Here is a 17230-nt window from a genome sequence, read left to right on the forward strand (position 1 = left end):
TTCGGCAGCGCGGGCTTTTCCGCGCTAAGACATTTGGGTGGATCTATGTTCGGGGTAGATGGAAACTGGGGACCGCGCGCACTGGCGATGGTTGCGGCGGTGTGGACCGGCATGAGCGTTGGCGGCGTGCCCGCGATGGCCCAGAACCAGGCCGCACCGGTTGCGGTCGATGCGGTGGTTGAGGAACCGTTGTCTCAGACCGTACCTGTTCTGGGGCGTCTGGTCGCGATTCAACGCGGAACGGTGGCTGCCCTGGCGCGCGGTCCGGTGCTGGAGGTGCATGTGTCGGTCGGCGACCGGGTGCATGAAGGCGATATCCTGATCACCCAGGCGATGGACCGGCTGGAACGGTCCCGCGATGTTGCCAAGGAAGCGGTCGACGCGGCTCTTGCCGCCGTCGCGACCGCGCGTTCGCAACAGCAATTGGCGGAACAGGAACTGGCGCGGCTGGACAAGCTGAAGGGCTCGGCCGCCTTCTCGTCGGCGCAGCGCGAAGACAAGTCCTTCGAAGTCGCCGTGCGCCGCGCCCAGGTCGGCGAGGCGAATGCCGAGGTGGCCCGCGCCCGCGCACTGCTGGCGGAAGCGCAGTTGGATGTCGATCTGGGGATCGTGCGCGCGCCGTTCGACGGCGTCGTCCTGGAACGGCATACGGTGCGCGGCGCCTATATGAATGTCGGCGATCCGGCGATCACGCTGATCAATGACCGTTATCTGGAGGTCGAGGCGGATGTCCCCGCATCGCGGATCGGCGGTCTGCAGATGGGCCGCGAAGTTCGGCTGCATTTCGGGGATGGGATCAGCTATGGCGGCGTCGTCCGTGCGGTGGTGCCGGAGGAAAATGCCCTGACCCGAACCCGTATCGTGCGTTTCATCCCGGATTTCGATGACAATACGACGATGTCGCCGGCCGCCGGCCAGAGCGTCACCGTCGACCTGCCGGTCGGCGAGGCGCGCGACGTCGTAACTGTCCACAAGGACGCCATCATGCCGCGCGGTGACCAGAATTCCGTTTTCGTCGTCAACGAGGACAGGACGGTTGCGCCGCGCCCGGTACAATTGGGTGAGGCCGTGGGAACGCGCTTCGTCGTTCTGGACGGCTTACAGCCGGGCGATCTGGTCGTGACGCGCGGCAATGAGCGGCTGCATCCAGGACAGGCGGTTATCTGGCCGGGTGCGGACGAAGCGGGCGCGGAAGCCCGCAGCGGTACCTCGGGCTAAGGCCGGGAATCGGGGGACATCATGGATTTGATCAAGGTCGCCATTTCCCGTCCGACCGCGGTCGTTGCCGCGGTGCTGATGGCGGTGATGTTTGGCTATGTCGCGCTGACCACCATTCCGATTCAGCTCGCGCCGGACGTGAACAAGCCGGTCATCACGGTGACGACGAATTGGTTCGGCGCCGCGCCGGCCGAAATCGAACGCGAAATCCTGAACGAACAGGAAGACGTGCTCTACGGGCTGGAAGGCCTGGAGAAAATGACCGGCACTGCCGAACATGGGCAGGCCGAGATCGAACTGGAATTCGCGATCGGGACGGACATGTCCCGGGCGCTGCTGTTGGTGTCCAACCGCCTGGACCGGGTGTCCAGCTATCCGCCCGAGGCGGACGAGCCGACCCTGGATACCGCCGGGTCCGAGGACAATGCGATCGCCTGGTTCCGCCTGCTGCGGGCCGACGGCAATGAACGGCCGATGCATACCTTCGGCGATTTCGCGGAAGATTATGTCAAGGCGCGGCTGGAGCGCGTGCCGGGCGTCGGCGGTTCCAACGTCTATGGCGGCGGCGCGGAAGAGATGCAGGTCATCGTCGACCCGGTCCGCATGGCGGAATTTAATCTGACCGTCTCGGATGTGGTGAACACGCTGCGTGCTGCCAACGCGTCGATCACCGGCGGGGATGTCGACGAGGGCAAGCGCCGCTATGTCGTGCGGACCGACAATGAGTTCAGCAATGTCGACCGTGTGAAACAGGTGGTCTTGCGTACCTTTACGGACGAATCGACCGGCCGCGTCGCCCGGGTGACGGTCGGCGACATCGCCGAGGTCGAGTTCGGCTACAAGGACTCCGTCGCCTATATCCGCTCGAACGGCATTCAGGCCATCGCCTTGAATACGACGCGCGAAGTCGGTGCCAATGTCATCGAGACGATGGTCGGCATCCGCGCCGCGGTACAGGAGCTGAACGACGGGATATTGGCCGCCAACGGTCTGCGCCTCGAGCAGCTCTATGACGAAACGGTCTATATCAACTCGGCGATCGACCTGGTCACGGGTAACATCTTCTATGGTGGCCTTCTGGCTGTCGTCCTGCTTCTGATCTTCCTGCGGTCCATTCGTGCAACCCTGGTGGTCGCGCTGGCGATTCCGGTCTCGGTAATCGCGTCCTTCGTCGCCATGGCGGCGCTGGGCCGGTCGCTAAACGTGGTCAGTCTGGCGGGAATCGCCTTTGCCGTCGGCATGGTCGTCGATGCGGCGATCGTCGTGCTGGAGAATATCTATCGCCACCGCCAGGAAGGGAAGCCGGTGGCGGAGGCCGCCTATCTCGGCGCAAAGCAGGTCTGGGGCGCGATTCTGGTATCCGCGCTGACCACGGTGATGGTGTTCATTCCGATCCTGGTCATGGATCTGGAGGTGGGTCAGCTGTTCCGCGATATCGCCGTCGCGATCTCGGTTTCCGTGATGCTGTCGCTTCTGGTGTCGGTCACGGTTATTCCCGCCCTGTCGAAAGGCCTTCTGAAATCCGGGATCAGCGATCCGAACAACCCGCCGCTCAAACTGCCGGGTATCGATCATTTCGGACGCGCCTTCCTGTCGGTCGTCATGACCCTTACCCGTGCGGTCGTGCGCAGCCGCCTGCTGGCCGCGTTGCTGGTCGTCGGGATGACCGGGGGCACCGCTTTCGCCACCTATAAAATGCTTCCGGACCTGGAATATCTGCCGGAAGGCAACCAGAACTTCATCTTCGGCATGGTCTTCCCGCCGCCGGGTTACAATCTGGACACGATGCGAGAGATGGCCGGCCGGGTCGAAACCGCCGTCCGTCCGCTCTGGGTGTCGGAACAGGCAAAGACGGAAGCTGCCGCGGAGGTCGCGGAAAGCGATCCGCCGCCGATGAATAACTTCTTCTTCGTCGCCCTGAATTCGCGCACCTTCATCGGCGCCAGCACGACCCAGGAACAGGCACCGCGCGTCGCCGATCTGATGCCCTATCTTCAGCGTCCGGTCTTCACGGAGCCTGGGACCTTCGGCTTCTTCACGCAGCCGTCGATCTTCGGGCGCGGCGTCGGTGGGTCGCGGTCGATTGATATCGACATTCGCGGCCCGGAACTGCCAGAGGTCATGGGGGTTGCGCAACGCGCCATGGGCATGGTGTCGCAAATTTTCCCCTTCGATCGCGGCAACCAGGTTCGACCTATTCCCGGGCTGGAACTGGGGGAACCGGAAGTGCGGGTCCTGCCGGATCCGATACGCTTGTCGGACAATGGGGTCACTGCGACCGAACTGGGCCAGACCGTTGATGCGTTCAACGATGGTCTGCGGGTTGCCGAGATCACGGTCGGCGGCAAGCTGATGGACCTGACGCTCAGCGGCGATGCGCGCGGCATTACCGCGACCCAAGGCGTTGCAAGCCTGCCGGTTGTGACGCGGTCGGGCACCATCCTGCCGACAAGCTCTCTGGCGGAAATCCTTGTGACGTCCGGGCCGACGCAGATTCGTCACACCGAAAGGGTGCGTACGGTGACGCTGCAATTGCGTCCGCAGGACGACATGCCTTTGGGGATTGCCTTGCAGAAGCTGCAGACGGAGGTAATCGACCCTCTGACGGCGCAGGGTCTGCCGGTCGGGGTGGATATCGGTCTTTCGGGCACGGCGGACAAGCTGGAGCAGACCTGGGAGGTCATGCAGTTCGACCTGCTTCTGGCGCTGGTCATCGTCTATCTGGTGATGGCGGTTCTGTTCGAAAGCTTCTTTTATCCGTTGATCATCGTCCTGTCGGTACCGCTGGCGATGGCGGGCGGTGTCGGCGGCTTGACCGTCCTGAATCTCTATATCAGCCAGCCGATGGACATGCTGACCCTGTTGGGCTTTGTCATTCTGATCGGCATCGTCGTGAACAACGCGATCCTGATCGTGCACCAGACCCTCTATCATTTGCGTGACGAGGGGATGGCGCCGGAAGACGCGATTGTCGAGGCGACGCGAAACCGTATCCGGCCGATTTTCATGTCGACCCTGACCAGTGTGTTCGGTATGACGCCGCTGGTCGTCCTGCCGGGCGCGGGTTCCGAGATCTATCGTGGATTGGGGTCCGTGGTGGTCGGCGGCCTGTCGCTGTCGGCCGTCCTGACCCTGGCGATTATACCGCCGCTCTTGTCCCTGTTCCTGAGAATACTGGAAGGTGGCGGGCGTAAGGATGTGGCCGATGAACCGACGGAATCGAAGCTGAAACCCGCAGAGTAGAGGGGCGGCGTGATCACTGCGCAGGCGGCGGGTCCATTGGATTGCCGCGGGCGATCCAACCCGGTTGCTTACCGCGCCCCATCACGCCTTCCTTGATGTTGTAGACCTGGGTGAAGCCGTTGCGTGCCAGGAAGGTGCTGGCCCAAGTCGACCGCACGCCAGACGCGCAGATGAGGGCGATCGGGGCCGATTTGTCGCCGTCGACGCTGCTCAATACCGATGCCAGAAAGCCTGACGCGCCGTCCGGGTGATGCATGGTAATCGCGCGGGCGCCCGCTGGAACGCCGGTTTCACGCCATTCCGCCGGGCGTCTGATATCGATGATGGCGATCGACCCCTCGGATTGTAGCCGCAGCGCCGTCGGTGCATCGATTACCCCGTCCTGCGCCGCCGCAGCGCCCCCGAAGGCGATCGCGAGGCAAAGAAATGCGGCGGTTTTGAGAAAAATCCCCGACATGGTCCGTTCCGTCGATTTGCGGTTTCATTCAGTTTTGCGTACCTTTTTAATGACATTCGGCGTCCTTGCCGCATAGTCAAGGAATCGTCTCACTATCGGCGCGAGGCCGGGCCTCTTGGCGTCAAACGGCTAGAGGCGTATTGTATTGGTGTATTTGCGCCGCTGCAGCATACTCGCCGTAATGTGGTGTTTTGAGAAAGTCGCAGACATGGCCGATAAACTGACCGCATCCGATGTCCAGAAACTGTTGACGGATCCGTCGACCGACAACCGTGCTCTCGCGGCGGATAAGATCGCCGCGCAGTTCGGATCTGGCGCGCTGAGCGATTCCGAACGCCGGATCGCCGAAGACATCTTCCGGATCATGGTGAAGGACGCGGAGGAACGGGTCCGCGCGGCGCTTTCGAAACATCTGAAAGACGCGCCGGACATCGAAAGCAGCGTCGCCAAATCCTTGGCGAACGATCTGTCGGACGAGGTCGCGCTGCCGATGATCCAATTCTCCGAGGCACTGAGCGACGCCGACCTGCTGGAGATCGTTCGGAATCAAGGGGGCGCGCGAACCAAGGCGGTCGCGGGCCGACCCACCGTTTCGACGAAGGTTTCCGACGCCATCGTCGAACACGGCGACGAGGATGCCGTTGTGACGCTGGTTTCCAATTCCGGCGCCGAGATCAGCGAAAAGACCCTGAACCGCGTGGTCGAGACCTATGGTGATTCCCCGCAGGTTCAGGATCCGCTGGTCCATCGTCCGACCCTGCCGGTGACGATTGCCGAGAAGCTGGTCGCCCGGGTCGCCGATCATCTGAAGGACTATCTGGTCCAGCATCACGAGCTGCCGGAACAGACGGCGACCGACCTGATCCTGCAAAGCCGCGAAAAGGCCACGCTGGGCCTGGCGGGCCAGGGCAATTCCGATGATATTGCCGCGCTGGTCGATCAGCTTCGCAACAATGGCCGGCTGACCCCGTCGATCATCCTGCGCGCGCTCTGCGTCGGTGATCTTGGCTTTTTCGAACACGCTTTGGCGGCCCTGGCGGGTGTGCCGGTCGCCAACGCCCGGATGCTGATCCATGATGAGGGCGAGTTGGGCCTGAAATCGCTGTATCAGAAGGCGGGCATGCCGCCGGCGCTGCTGCCGGCCTATCGGTCGGCGCTGGACATGGTTCACAGCGCGGAGATGGAACGCACGGACGACGATCCGGAACACCGGATGCGCCGCCTGCTGGAACGCGTCCTGACGGAGCATGAGGAAATCGTCGAGGAATTCGGCGCCGACAATGTCGACTATCTGCTCGCCAAGTTCGGCCGTCTGGCACAGGCATCCAAAGCCGCCTGATCGCTCAATTCTATCCTGATTTCTGACTGGCGTTGCCCGGCGGCATCGCCTAAATCGGCGCGACCGTGTGTGAGGAGCCCGCAATGACCACTGATACGACCGGCCTGTCGCAACTGGGCCAGGCGGCCGCAACTGCCGCCAATCCCGAAGACGCCGTTCTGGACCGGGTGCCCAATCCCCATGCCGACACGAACTACGTCGCCCGGTTTACCGTCCCGGAATTCACATCGATCTGTCCGGTGACGGGTCAGCCGGATTTTGCCCATCTGGTCATCGACTATGTGCCGGATCAGTGGATCGTCGAATCAAAATCGCTGAAGCTTTATATGCATTCCTTCCGCAACCACGGCGCCTTCCATGAAGATTGCACGGTCGGTATCGGTCGCCGCCTGGTGGCGGAATTGTCGCCGCGCTGGCTGCGCATCGGCGGCTATTGGTATCCGCGCGGCGGAATCCCGATCGACGTCTTCTGGCAGCACGGCACCTTGCCGGACGGCGTTTGGGCGCCGGAACAGGGTGTCCCGACCTATCGCGGACGCGGCTGATCGGCTAGAGCAGCCGTCACGGCAGCGGAATGAACAACAGCGCCGCCCCGTTGACGACCAGCAGACCGCGCCACAGCCACGCCAGGGGCGCGATCAATCCGAAGGACAGGGCGGCGAGGGCGACAGCCAGTTTCATCGCGGCGAGGATCGATCCGGCCGGATCGTCGGACAGTTCGATCAGGGCCGGATTGGCGATCATGCCCAGCGGGATCAGATAGAGCCCGATGCCCAGCGCCATGGCGGACAGGGCGACCTTCAGCCAGTTTTCCTCCACCATGCCCGCGGCGATGAAAACCGCGCCGCAGACGGGCGGTGTGATCGTACTCAAGAGCGCGAACCAGAAGACGAAAAGATGCGCCTGCAGCGGTGACAGCCCCAGTTCGATCAGCGCGGGTCCGGCGATCGATACGCAGATGACATAGGCGGCGGTGGTCGGTACTTCCATGCCCAGAACCAGGCAGGCAACGGCCGTCAGCAGCAGGGCGGGCCACAACATCCCGCCGGATCCGGATAGGATCAGCGATGTGATCTTCACCCCCAGACCGGTGATGCCCAGAACGCCGATGATGATCGACGCGCACAGGATGATCGATGCGATGGTGGCGATCTGCTTGCCTGCGGCCAGGCAGGCGGCTTCGATCCGGCCCAGGGTCCGGGCCCAATCAAGGGTCAGCCGGCCATCCGTGATCAGCAGCAGCGCCCCGGCCAGAATGGCGAGGCAGGCGGCGTATTGCGGCGTGAAGCCGACGCCGAACATGCCCCATAACAGGACCGAGAACGGCACCAGGAAGAAGGCGGCGGTGATCAAGACGGCACGCAGCGGCGGCCGGTCTTCCGGTGCCAGCCCGGACAATTTGTGGCGCAGCGAGAAGGCGTCGATTCCGAACCAGCAGGCGGCGAAATAGAGGAGGGCGGGCATTAACGCCGCGGCCATGATCTCGGTATAGGGCGTGCCGGTCAGTTCGACCATCACGAAGGCGCCGGCCCCCATCAGCGGCGGCATGATCTGTCCGCCGGACGAGGCCACCGCCTCCACCGCCCCGGCGAGGGAGCGCGGATAGCCCAGCCGTGTCATGGCCGGCAGGGTGATGGCACCGGTGGACGCGACGTTCGCCGAGGCCGAGCCGGAGATGGAGCCGAACAGCGCGGAGGAGATGACCGAAACCTTCGCCGCCCCGCCGCGCAGCCGACCCGCGACGGCGGCCGCGACATTCATGAAGCCCTGACCAGCCTCGCCGGCATTCAGGACGGCCCCGAAGATGACGAAGATCGCGACGATGCTGACCGAAATCCCGGTCAGGCTGCCCCAAATACCGCCTTCCGCGATGGTCAGGGTGCCCAGGAAGCTTTTCAGCGGCGTGCCGGGGTGGCCGAACTCGCCGGGAATATGCTGACCGAACAGGCCGTATAGCAGTGCCAGTGCGGCCACGAGCGGCAGAGGCCAGCCGATGGCACGCCGCGCCATTTCAAGGACGGTGACCAGCAGGACTATGGCGACGGCCATCTGGAAATCGCCTTCCAGGAACCCGTATTGGTCGGACAGGGCATCATGCTGCCAGACGATCCAAAGGCAGGCCGCCATGCCCAGACCGCCCAGAGCGGCACCGACGGCGCGTTGGGTTGGTGTCCGGGCGATAAATAGCATCGCCCAAGGCAGCGCCAGCGCCATATGCAGCGGGCGCGATACCAGGTTCGGGATCAGACCCGAAAAGATCAGCCACAAATGAAAGGCGATCGAGACTGCGCCGAGGGCGACCCAAATGTAACGCGCCGGAACGTTCATATCGAAATCCTGACTCTAAACAGCGAACGGCCGGATCCGATTTTGGGGATCCGGCCGTTCGGGACGCGGTCTTACATATGGGAGTCTTGTAGCGGGAAGCCCTGTTCCTTGTAGAACTTCAGCGCGCCCGGATGGATCTTGCCGGTGATATTGGCCAGCATGTCCTGGGACACGCCGTTCCACCAGGCCGCGTCGCTGCCCATCTTGGTCTTCTGATCCCAATAGGTCTTGGTCAGAAGATAGGCGGTTTCCTCGTCCATGTCCGTCGTCGTATACGCCACGACCGGCAGACCGGTGGTGACGATGTCCGCCTCCTGACCGGCATAGGTTCCGGCCGGAATGACGATCCGCAGGCGCTTGGTTTCGGCGATCTGTTCGTCGCTCAACGACAGGACGCTGACGCCGGTGCTGGCCGCCGCTTCGATGACGTTCGGCGCCGGATAGGAACCGGCGGTGACGAAACCGTCGATCTGCCCGTTCTTCAGGGCCGGAACGGCGTTCGACAGTTCGACGTCGGCCAAGTTTACCTTGCCTTCCAGACCGAACATTTTCAGGTACTTTTCGCCTTCATTGGCACCGAAGCTGCCCTTGCCCAGCAGGATAGTCTTGCCTTCCAGGCCGGCCAGATCGGAAACGCCGCTGTCGCTGCTCATGACGAAATGCATGGTCAGCGACGGGATCGGGAACAGGGCGCGGATTTCATCGAAGCGCGGGTTCGACTTGCCTTCGAACATCGCCTTGCCGCCCTGCGCCAGGCCAACCAGGGCCGGCGGCGTGGTGAAGACGTAATTGCCGGTGCGGGCCGCGGTTTCCATCACGTTCTGAACCGAGCCTTGGCTTTCTTCGACGGTCACGATGACGCCGCCGTCTGTGCCGGCCTTCATGGCCTCGGCGATCTGAACCGCCATTTGATAATAGGACGACGAGGAACTCGCCGACTTATAGGTAACGCGGGTTTCCGCCTGCGCCGCCGCCAGCGGCAATGCCGTCATCAGGCCGATCGCGGCCAGTTTGCCAATCAGTTTCATGGGACCTCCCTCATTCGCCGTTTTTCTGTCGTGCCGACCGCGCCGGCACCGAACTCACCACTAATCTAGCCATACAGGCGGGACAAGATAAGGCGCGGCGGCGATCACGCCAATCTGTTTGGAAGCCGGGTCGGCACCGATCAGATATGTCCTTCCGCGCGCAGGCTGGTATGGCCGGAGCGGGAGATGACAATATGGTCGTGCAATTGAATGTCGATGCGGGCCAGTGCATCGCGTACGGCAACCGTCATGTCGATATCGGCCCGGGACGGGGTCGGGTCGCCGGACGGATGATTGTGCACCATGATCAGCGCGCTGGCATTCAGTTCCAGCGCGCGTTTGACTACCTCGCGTGGATAGAGCGGGGTGTGGTTCACCGTGCCGCGATGCTGGACCTCATCGGCGATCAGGCGGTTGCGACCGTCGAGGAACAGAAGCCGTGTCTGTTCCACGCTCTCGCGGCCCATCTGGGCACGGCAATAATCGATGACCGCCTGCCAGGAGGACAGAAGGTCGGCCCGGTCGAGGTCTCGTCGGATCAAGCGCAGGGCGGCTTGCTGAACCGCCTTCAGTCCTGTGACGGAATTTTCGTTCAGCCCGCTTTGCGCCATCAGCGTATCGGGATCCGCCGACAGGACGCCCCCGATGCCGCCGAACCGGGCGATCAGATCCTTGGCCAACGGTTTGACGTCCTTGCGCGGGATCGTCTGGCATAGCAGCAGCTCCAGCAGCTCGTAATCCTGCATGCTGGCGCCGAGATCGTTCAGAAAGCGAGTTCTGAGCCGCTTTCTATGTCCCTGGTAGTGAGGTTTGTCGGCGTTATCCGGCGGCTCGATAGGTTCGGTCACAGGGGATCGTCCTTTTCGGGCCGGCGGCGGGCCGTCAGGTATAGGGCGGGCAGTTCCAGCCCTTGGGCGAGGCAGTGAAGATTTCGAAACCGGTCGCCGTGACGCCGATCGAATGTTCGAACTGTGCCGACAGTGATCGGTCCTTGGTCACTGCCGTCCAGCCGTCGTTCAGCGTCTTCACCGGATAACGCCCGGCATTGATCATCGGCTCAATGGTGAAGAACATGCCTTCGCGCAGTTCGACGCCGGTATCCGGTTCGCCATAATGCAGCACGCTGGGCGCATCGTGGAAAACGCGGCCGAGACCGTGTCCGCAGAAGTCGCGCACGACGGAGAAGCGGTAGGCTTCCGCATGGGATTGGATTATGTGGCCGATTTCGCCCAGCCGCATGCCCGGACGGACCGCTTCAATGCCCTTCATCATGCATTCATAGGTCACTTCGCACAGATTGCGCGCTTTGACCGGTACCTTGTCGCCGACCAGGAACATCCGGCTGGTATCGCCGTGCCACCCGTCCAGGATGACCGTGACGTCGATATTGATGATATCGCCGTCTTTCAGAAGTTTCGTGTCGTCGGGAATGCCGTGACAGACGACATGATTGACGCTGGTGCAGATCGACTTCGGAAAGCCGCGATAGTTCAGCGGCGCCGGGATCGCCCCGTGGTCGGTGATGTACTCGTGACACAGCCGGTCCAATTCGCCGGTGCTGATGCCGGGTTGGACATGCGGCGTAATGAAATCCAGGGTCTCCGCGGCAAGACGTCCAGCCTTGCGCATACCGTCGAAATCTTCCGCATTGTGCAGTTTAATGCGGCCGGCTTCGGTATCGTAGAGCATATCGGTCACTGTCTCGTTTCTGGCGTGCCGGAAACGGACCTATATCCGTAACGGCAGTGCTGACTTCAGTTCTATGCCGTGGGGCGTAACGGCGCAATCATAGCATATCGCTTCGACACCGGCATCCCGCGCGTCGGCGAAGGCGGCGGCATAGGCCGGATCGATATCGGATGCAAGACTGAAATGGGCACAGTCGCCGCGCTGAACAAGGTAGAACATGACCGCTCGTCCGCCGGCGCGGACGATATCGGCCAATTCGGCCAGGTGCTTGGCGCCCCGTTCGGTGCGGGCGTCGGGGAATTCCGCGGCCTCCGGATTGGGGCCGTCCGGGCGGCGCAGGGTGACGCTCTTGACCTCGACATAGCAATCGCTGCGTTCAGGATCGGTCAGCAGCAGATCGATCCGGCTATTTCGGCTGCCGTATTTCACCTCGCGCCGCAGAGTGTCATAGCCGCCCAGAGCCGGAATGGCGCGCCGCGTGACAGCATCTTCGACAACCCGGTTGGCCAGATTGGTATTGATGCCGACGGAAACCGGAACACCGTCGATGGACTGGGTCGCGATTTCCCAGCGCCAGTTCAGCTTCGCCGTCGGGTTGCGGTTGGCCGACACCCAGATCGGGCTGCCCGGTTCGGCCAGGCCCATCATGGAACCAGGATTGCCGCAATGGGCGATGTCCTCATCGCCGCCGCCGAACCGGATATCGGCCAGGAACCGCTTATACCGCTTCAGCAGCCTGGCTTCGACCAAGGGTTCCGGGTATTTCAGGCTCATCCCTCCGCCCGGACGCGTTCGATCACGGCTTCGAGTTGCTCGCCGGGAACGAACCCGCCGACGAACTGGTTGCCGATGACCATGGCGGGCGTCCCGCGCACATTCAGGGAATCCGCGACTGCCCGGGTCATTTCGAGATATTGCGCGATCTTCGGATCCTGCATATCGGCCTTCAGACGGTCGACATCCAGGCCAACCTCGGCAGCTTTTTCATAGATCGCCTTGTCGTCCAGTCGGCCCTGAAATTCCATCAACGCCGTATGATATTCCATGTACAAGCCCTGTTCCTGGGCCGCCAATGCTGCCTTGGACGCGACCAGCGACGCCGGGCCGAGGATCGGGAATTCGACGAAGACGACCCGGACGCCGTCATCCGATTCCATGATCTTGTTCAGCCCCGGAAACAGGCGCTTGCAGTAGCCACATTGATAATCGAAGAACTCGACGACCGTGACATCGGCGCCGGGTCCGCCGACGACCGGCGTCAGCGGACTGGCGGTCAGGGTCGGGACCAGGCCTGCAATGGCTTCCTGACGGCGCTGCTCGGTTGCGGCGGTCTCCCGCTGTTCCAACACCTGCATTGCCTCAAGTATGATTTCGGGGTTCTTCAGCAGATAATCCCGCACGATGGATTCGATGCGCGCCCGTTCGGCGGGATCGACGGCATCCTGGCCGATAGCGGCGCCGGTCCAGAAGGTCGAAAGGGCCAGGGCGGCCATGGCAAGGCGAATGGGGCGAAACACGATTGCGGTCTCCGTCGGATGTCGGGTCCAGGGTTTAATGGTTCATAGGGCCTGCGGCGGGCGCGGCCAAGGGTGAAAGGGGCGCCTCACGGCATCGTCATTGCCGTTGAACGCCCGGCGTTCCGATAGCCTGGACGATTACTTGCCGTCGGCGCGATAGGATATGTCCTGTGCCTGAAGCCAGGACGCAGAGCCTTCTTCCAGGATTTCCATAGCGCGGCCGGCCAGGGTTTTCGCCTGTTTCTTTTCCCCGGTGCGCAGTGCGACTTCGGCCTGGGTCAAATAGACCATGCCGGCATCGCCCATGCGCTGATGCGCCTGTCCCTTCAGATTCCAGGCCCGGATCAGGTTGGGCTCGTATCCGACGGCGACATTGGCATTGTCCAGGGCTTCGGCCAAATCGTCGGGGCTGCGGCCTTCCAGCAGGACCTGCGCCAGATTGGTCCGGATCAGAGACGCCCAGGGCAGAATCTCCACCGCCCTACGATAGGCCTCGGCGGATTCAGGCAGTCTTCCTGCCTTGCGGTAGATGTCGCCCTTGGTCTCCCAGAAGAACGGGTCGTCGGGGCTTTCGGCCAAAAGCGCGTCGATTTCCTCGATCGCCTTGTCGGTCTTGTAGAGTTCCATATAGGCGATTGACCGGGCGTATCGCGCCGGAGGGGACGTGTCGGTCGGCGGGAACCGGTTGATCGTATCCTGCGGCTTCAGGTAACCCGCCAGCTTGGCGCGCATCCGCCCATGGACGAGGCCGAATTCGAAAGGCAGGTCATTGTTGCTGACCTTGGAGGTCTGAACGTGATTCTCCAGGAAGGTGATACGGTCTTCGGTCAATGGGTGGGTGCGGGTATAGGGATTAGCCCCGGCACTGTACAGCCGGTCCTGTTCCTGCAGAATCTTCATGAACTGCATCAGGCCGCGCGACGAAATCCCCGCATCGTCCATGTAAGTCACCGCGGCCTGGTCCGCCGCCTGTTCGTTGGCCCGCGTGTATTGCAGGAAGGACCGTTCGCCGATCTGCTGACCCAGCATCGTCCCCGCGGCCGCAGCCTGGCCTTCGCCGGTCGCCAGCGCCGCGCCCATGCCCAGCAACATGCCGGCGATCGCCATGGTCTGCGCGTTTGCGATGTTTTCCTTGAACTGCGACAGATGCCCGCCGGTGATATGGCCCAATTCGTGCGCCAGAACCCCGATCACCTGATCTGGCGTGTCGGCGCGCGCCAACAGTCCGGTATTGACGAAAATCCGCTGACCATTGGCGACGAACGCGTTCAACCGGTCGTCGTTGATCAGGTGAATCTGAACCGACGAAGCGTCGACGCCCGCAGCCTCATAGATTGGCTGCAGATAGTAACGGATGGTATTTTCGATCTCGGTATCGCGGATAAACGAAATATCGCGGCCTTGCGCATAGGCGGTCGATCCGGGCACACTCCCGCCCGCAGCGCCGAGGGCGCCTGCCAACATCACACTGAAGAGCGCGGCGGCGCGGATGCGTTGCAGCTGCCCGCGCCAGGTATTTAGGAGGGTTCGCATCCTTGTTCGATGCTCCAACCGTTAAGAACATGGCCGCGGCGGCGGCCCGACAGGCCTTTAACGTAGTGCGCGCGGGCACGCGGTTCAAACCTGCATTCAAGACGCTACAGGTTGGGGTTGTCCTTTCCGGCGCGCTCGCCTTGTCCGCCTGCGGTGGCGGTTCGGACGAAGTGCAGTATGGCGATGTCGGCTATATCCAAGGATTCTACGGTGGCCTCGCGGTGGACGAGCCGATCGCGGCGCTGATCGGCCGCGATATCCTGACATCCGGGGGTTCTGCGGCTGATGCGGCTGCGGCCATTTCCTTCGCTTTGTCGGTCACCTATCCGTCCGCGGTCAGCATCGGCGGCGGTGGCGTCTGCCTGGTCAATGATTCGCGGCTGGGGCTCAGCGAAGTCGTCGATTTCATCCCGCCGGCGGGCAGCGGCGTTCAGGGAAGCCGTCCTTCCGCGATACCGACTTTGCCGCGCGGTATGGCAGCTCTGCATGCCCGTTATGGCCGTTTGCCCTGGCGCAGTGTCGTGTCCCCGGCGGAACGGCTTGCACGTCTGGGTTTCCAGGTATCACGCGCCTTCGCCAACGAGTTGGCGCGGGCTGCGGATCCGCTCTATCGCGAGCCCAGCGTCCGGGCCGTCTTCGCGCCGACCGGTCGGCTGTTGGGCGAGGGGCAAAAGCTGGTTCAGCCGGACCTGGCCGGAACTTTGGGGCAGATCCGTGCCGGTGGCGCGGGGGTCGTGTATTCCGGTCGTCTGGCGCGCCGCATCGTGGAAGGGGTTCAAGAGGCCGGCGGCACGCTGACCTATGCGGAACTGAATGCCTACACACCGGAACTGCGGTTGCCCATCATCGTGCCCTTTGGCGATGACGAGATGCATTTTGCGCCGCCCCCCGCCGCGGCCGGACCGATGCTGGCCAATATGTGGCGGATTCTCGTAGAGGACGATTTCTATGCCGACGCGTCCGAGCAGGAACGCGCGCATATCCTCGCGGAGGTCATGAAACGCGCCGGTGCGGACCGGAAAAACTGGATCGCGCCCGGATTCACGACCTCGATCCCGCTGGAAGACGTGGTTTCAGCCCAAAGGGTGAGAAGCCTGATGAACGGATATGATCCGAACCGCGCGACCCCCGGCCGGGAATTGGATCCCCAAGCCCGCCAACTGGTCGAGGTGATTTCCGGCACCGGCTTCGTCGTCGTGGATTCGACCGGCATGTCCGTGTCGTGCAATCTATCGCTCTATAATCCATTCGGCACCGGGCGGATCGCTGGAGATACGGGCATTCTTTTGGCGGCGGCACCCGGATTACGGGGCCGCAATCCGCTGGGTCTGGGCCCCGCAATCGCGATCAACAGCAACAATCTGCGGTTCAAGTTCGCCATCGCATCCGGTGGCGGTCCGCTTGCGCCGGCCGGCATGATCCAGGTCATGGCGGATACGCTGTTGGCGAACGAAAAACTGGATCTGGCGATCGAGAAGCCGCGGCTGCTTGCGGTGGATTCACCGGACACCGTCCTGGTCGAAACCGAAGGCGGCGATGACTTGTCGGCGGCCCTTCAGGCGAAGGGGCATCCGGTCGCCCGTTTGACCTGGCAGGGGAAGGTCAATGCCGTCCATTGTCCCATGGGCATTCTGCCGGGCCGCACGCGCGAGGCCGTCTGCGGCGTGGAACACGATCCGCGTGGCAACGGACTGTCGCCTTATTCCGAGGGCGGAAGCTGAGTATGGCCGATTTGAAGGTCGGAAGCCGGGGCAGCATCCCGGCTTTCATGGTGATGGAAGTGATGCGCGCGGCTGCCGATCGTGAACAGGCGGGCGATGCGGTTTATCACCTGGAGGTAGGGCAGCCCGGCACATCCGCGCCGAAAGGCGTGATAGAAGCGGCTCATAGAGCGCTCGACACCGACCGGATCGGCTATACCGTCGCCCTCGGCATTCCGGCCTTGCGGCAGGCCATCGCCGACCATTATCGAAGCCAGTATGGCGTGACCGTCCCGGCGTCCCGGATCGTCGTGACAACAGGGTCGTCCGGCGGCTTTATCTTGAGCTTCCTCGCGGCCTTTGATCCGGGCGACAGGGTCGCCTTGGCCGCGCCGGGGTATCCCTGCTACCGGCATATTCTGAATGCCCTGGATATCGTCCCGGTAATGATGCCCGCAGGCGCGAAAGAGCGGTTTCAGCCGACCCCGGCGTTGCTGGAACAGGCCATGCGGGACGGGCCCATTCATGGGTTGATTGTCGCGTCACCGTCCAACCCGACGGGCACGATGCTGGACCGCGCCGCCTTTTCCGAGTTGCTGGATTTCTGCGCGCAGCACAGCATCAGGGTGATTTCGGACGAAATCTACCACGGGATCACCTATGGCATGGCGGCGACGACGGCGGTCGAACTGGACCCCGGCGCCGTGGTGGTGAACAGTTTCTCAAAGTACTTCTCGATGACGGGATGGCGTCTCGGTTGGCTCGTCGTGCCGGAGGATCTGGCGCGCCCGGTCGAATGCCTGGCGCAGAACTTGTTCATATCGCCGCCGACGCTCAGCCAGCGCGCGGCCGTCGCGGCCTTCGACTGCCATGACGAATTGCAGGCCAATCTGCGGCGCTATGCGGCGAACCGCGATCTTCTGCTGCGGGAATTGCCCAAGGCCGGATTCGGCGATCTCGCGCCGTCGGATGGGGCATTTTACATTTACGCCGATGTCGGCGATCGCACCAATGACAGCCAGGAATTCTGCGCCCGGATCCTAAGGGAAACCGGGGTCGCCATCACGCCGGGCCTGGATTTCGATGGCGAGCGCGGACACCGCACGGTGCGCTTTTCCTTCGCCGGGACGACGGAAGAGGTCGCCGCCGCGGCGGAGGCCTTGAAGCGCTGGCGCTGA

At 62.9% G+C, this 17230-nt stretch carries 14 protein-coding genes; 6 read left to right on the top strand and 8 right to left on the bottom strand.

Features of this window, described 5'->3' with window-relative positions; translation table 11 throughout:
- The first annotated feature begins 45 nt into the window (after positions 1–45).
- Together ACO06O_RS04330 and ACO06O_RS04335 are read left to right on the top strand one after the other, a co-directional pair.
- On the top strand, positions 46–1218 hold the full coding sequence (locus ACO06O_RS04330) for an efflux RND transporter periplasmic adaptor subunit (RefSeq protein ID WP_421876657.1): 1173 nt from the start codon (positions 46–48) through the stop codon (positions 1216–1218).
- 21 nt (positions 1219–1239) lie between these two features.
- On the top strand, positions 1240–4461 hold the full coding sequence (locus tag ACO06O_RS04335; protein WP_421876659.1) for an efflux RND transporter permease subunit: 3222 nt from the start codon (positions 1240–1242) through the stop codon (positions 4459–4461).
- Between the two features lie 13 nt (positions 4462–4474).
- Here the strand turns inward: ACO06O_RS04335 and ACO06O_RS04340 are convergent, their stop codons facing one another.
- Positions 4475–4918, bottom strand: coding sequence for a rhodanese-like domain-containing protein (locus ACO06O_RS04340; RefSeq protein ID WP_421876661.1), 444 nt, complete (start codon positions 4916–4918; stop codon positions 4475–4477).
- Positions 4919–5126: 208 nt separating this feature from the next.
- Between ACO06O_RS04340 and ACO06O_RS04345 the strand changes: the two genes are divergently transcribed.
- A complete protein-coding gene (locus tag ACO06O_RS04345) occupies positions 5127–6257 on the top strand; it encodes a DUF2336 domain-containing protein (RefSeq protein ID WP_421876663.1) in 1131 nt (376 codons plus the stop codon).
- Between the two features lie 83 nt (positions 6258–6340).
- Positions 6341–6802, top strand: coding sequence for a preQ(1) synthase (gene queF, locus ACO06O_RS04350; protein WP_421876665.1), 462 nt, complete (start codon positions 6341–6343; stop codon positions 6800–6802).
- Positions 6803–6818: 16 nt separating this feature from the next.
- Here the strand turns inward: queF and ACO06O_RS04355 are convergent, their stop codons facing one another.
- The 7 genes from ACO06O_RS04355 to ACO06O_RS04385 all read right to left on the bottom strand — a co-directional run bounded on the left by ACO06O_RS04355 (position 6819) and on the right by ACO06O_RS04385 (position 14352).
- Positions 6819–8585: a TRAP transporter permease gene (locus ACO06O_RS04355; protein WP_421876667.1), complete on the bottom strand. Its 1767-nt coding sequence runs from the start codon at positions 8583–8585 to the stop codon at positions 6819–6821.
- 71 nt (positions 8586–8656) lie between these two features.
- The gene (locus tag ACO06O_RS04360) at positions 8657–9613 is read right to left on the bottom strand and encodes a TAXI family TRAP transporter solute-binding subunit (protein WP_421876669.1); all 957 of its coding nucleotides are present in this window, start codon (positions 9611–9613) and stop codon (positions 8657–8659) included.
- A 140-nt stretch (positions 9614–9753) separates the two neighbouring features.
- A complete protein-coding gene (gene radC / locus ACO06O_RS04365) occupies positions 9754–10461 on the bottom strand; it encodes a RadC family protein (RefSeq protein WP_421876671.1) in 708 nt (235 codons plus the stop codon).
- Between the two features lie 34 nt (positions 10462–10495).
- Complete coding sequence (gene map / locus ACO06O_RS04370) at positions 10496–11302, bottom strand: type I methionyl aminopeptidase (RefSeq protein WP_421878131.1); 807 nt, start codon at positions 11300–11302, stop codon at positions 10496–10498.
- Positions 11303–11341: 39 nt separating this feature from the next.
- Positions 11342–12076 carry a DNA/RNA nuclease SfsA gene (sfsA, locus tag ACO06O_RS04375; protein WP_421876673.1) on the bottom strand — a complete coding sequence of 245 codons (735 nt, stop codon included), beginning with the start codon at positions 12074–12076 and terminating at the stop codon, positions 11342–11344.
- Complete coding sequence (locus ACO06O_RS04380) at positions 12073–12819, bottom strand: DsbA family protein (RefSeq protein WP_421876675.1); 747 nt, start codon at positions 12817–12819, stop codon at positions 12073–12075. Before ACO06O_RS04380 ends, sfsA begins: the two co-directional genes overlap by 4 nt.
- Positions 12820–12957: 138 nt before the next feature.
- On the bottom strand, positions 12958–14352 hold the full coding sequence (locus tag ACO06O_RS04385; RefSeq protein ID WP_421876677.1) for a M48 family metalloprotease: 1395 nt from the start codon (positions 14350–14352) through the stop codon (positions 12958–12960).
- Positions 14353–14354: 2 nt separating this feature from the next.
- On the opposite strand from ACO06O_RS04385, the gene ACO06O_RS04390 reads away from it, so the two are divergent.
- Both ACO06O_RS04390 and ACO06O_RS04395 read left to right on the top strand, forming a co-directional pair.
- Positions 14355–16073 carry a gamma-glutamyltransferase gene (locus tag ACO06O_RS04390; protein WP_421876680.1) on the top strand — a complete coding sequence of 573 codons (1719 nt, stop codon included), beginning with the start codon at positions 14355–14357 and terminating at the stop codon, positions 16071–16073.
- A 2-nt stretch (positions 16074–16075) separates the two neighbouring features.
- Entirely contained in the window at positions 16076–17230 is a 1155-nt protein-coding gene (locus tag ACO06O_RS04395; protein WP_421876682.1) for a pyridoxal phosphate-dependent aminotransferase, read from the top strand.

It is taken from the genome of Pacificispira sp. (genome assembly GCF_965228185.1).
Classification (GTDB): Bacteria; Pseudomonadota; Alphaproteobacteria; order UBA8366; family Aestuariispiraceae; genus Pacificispira.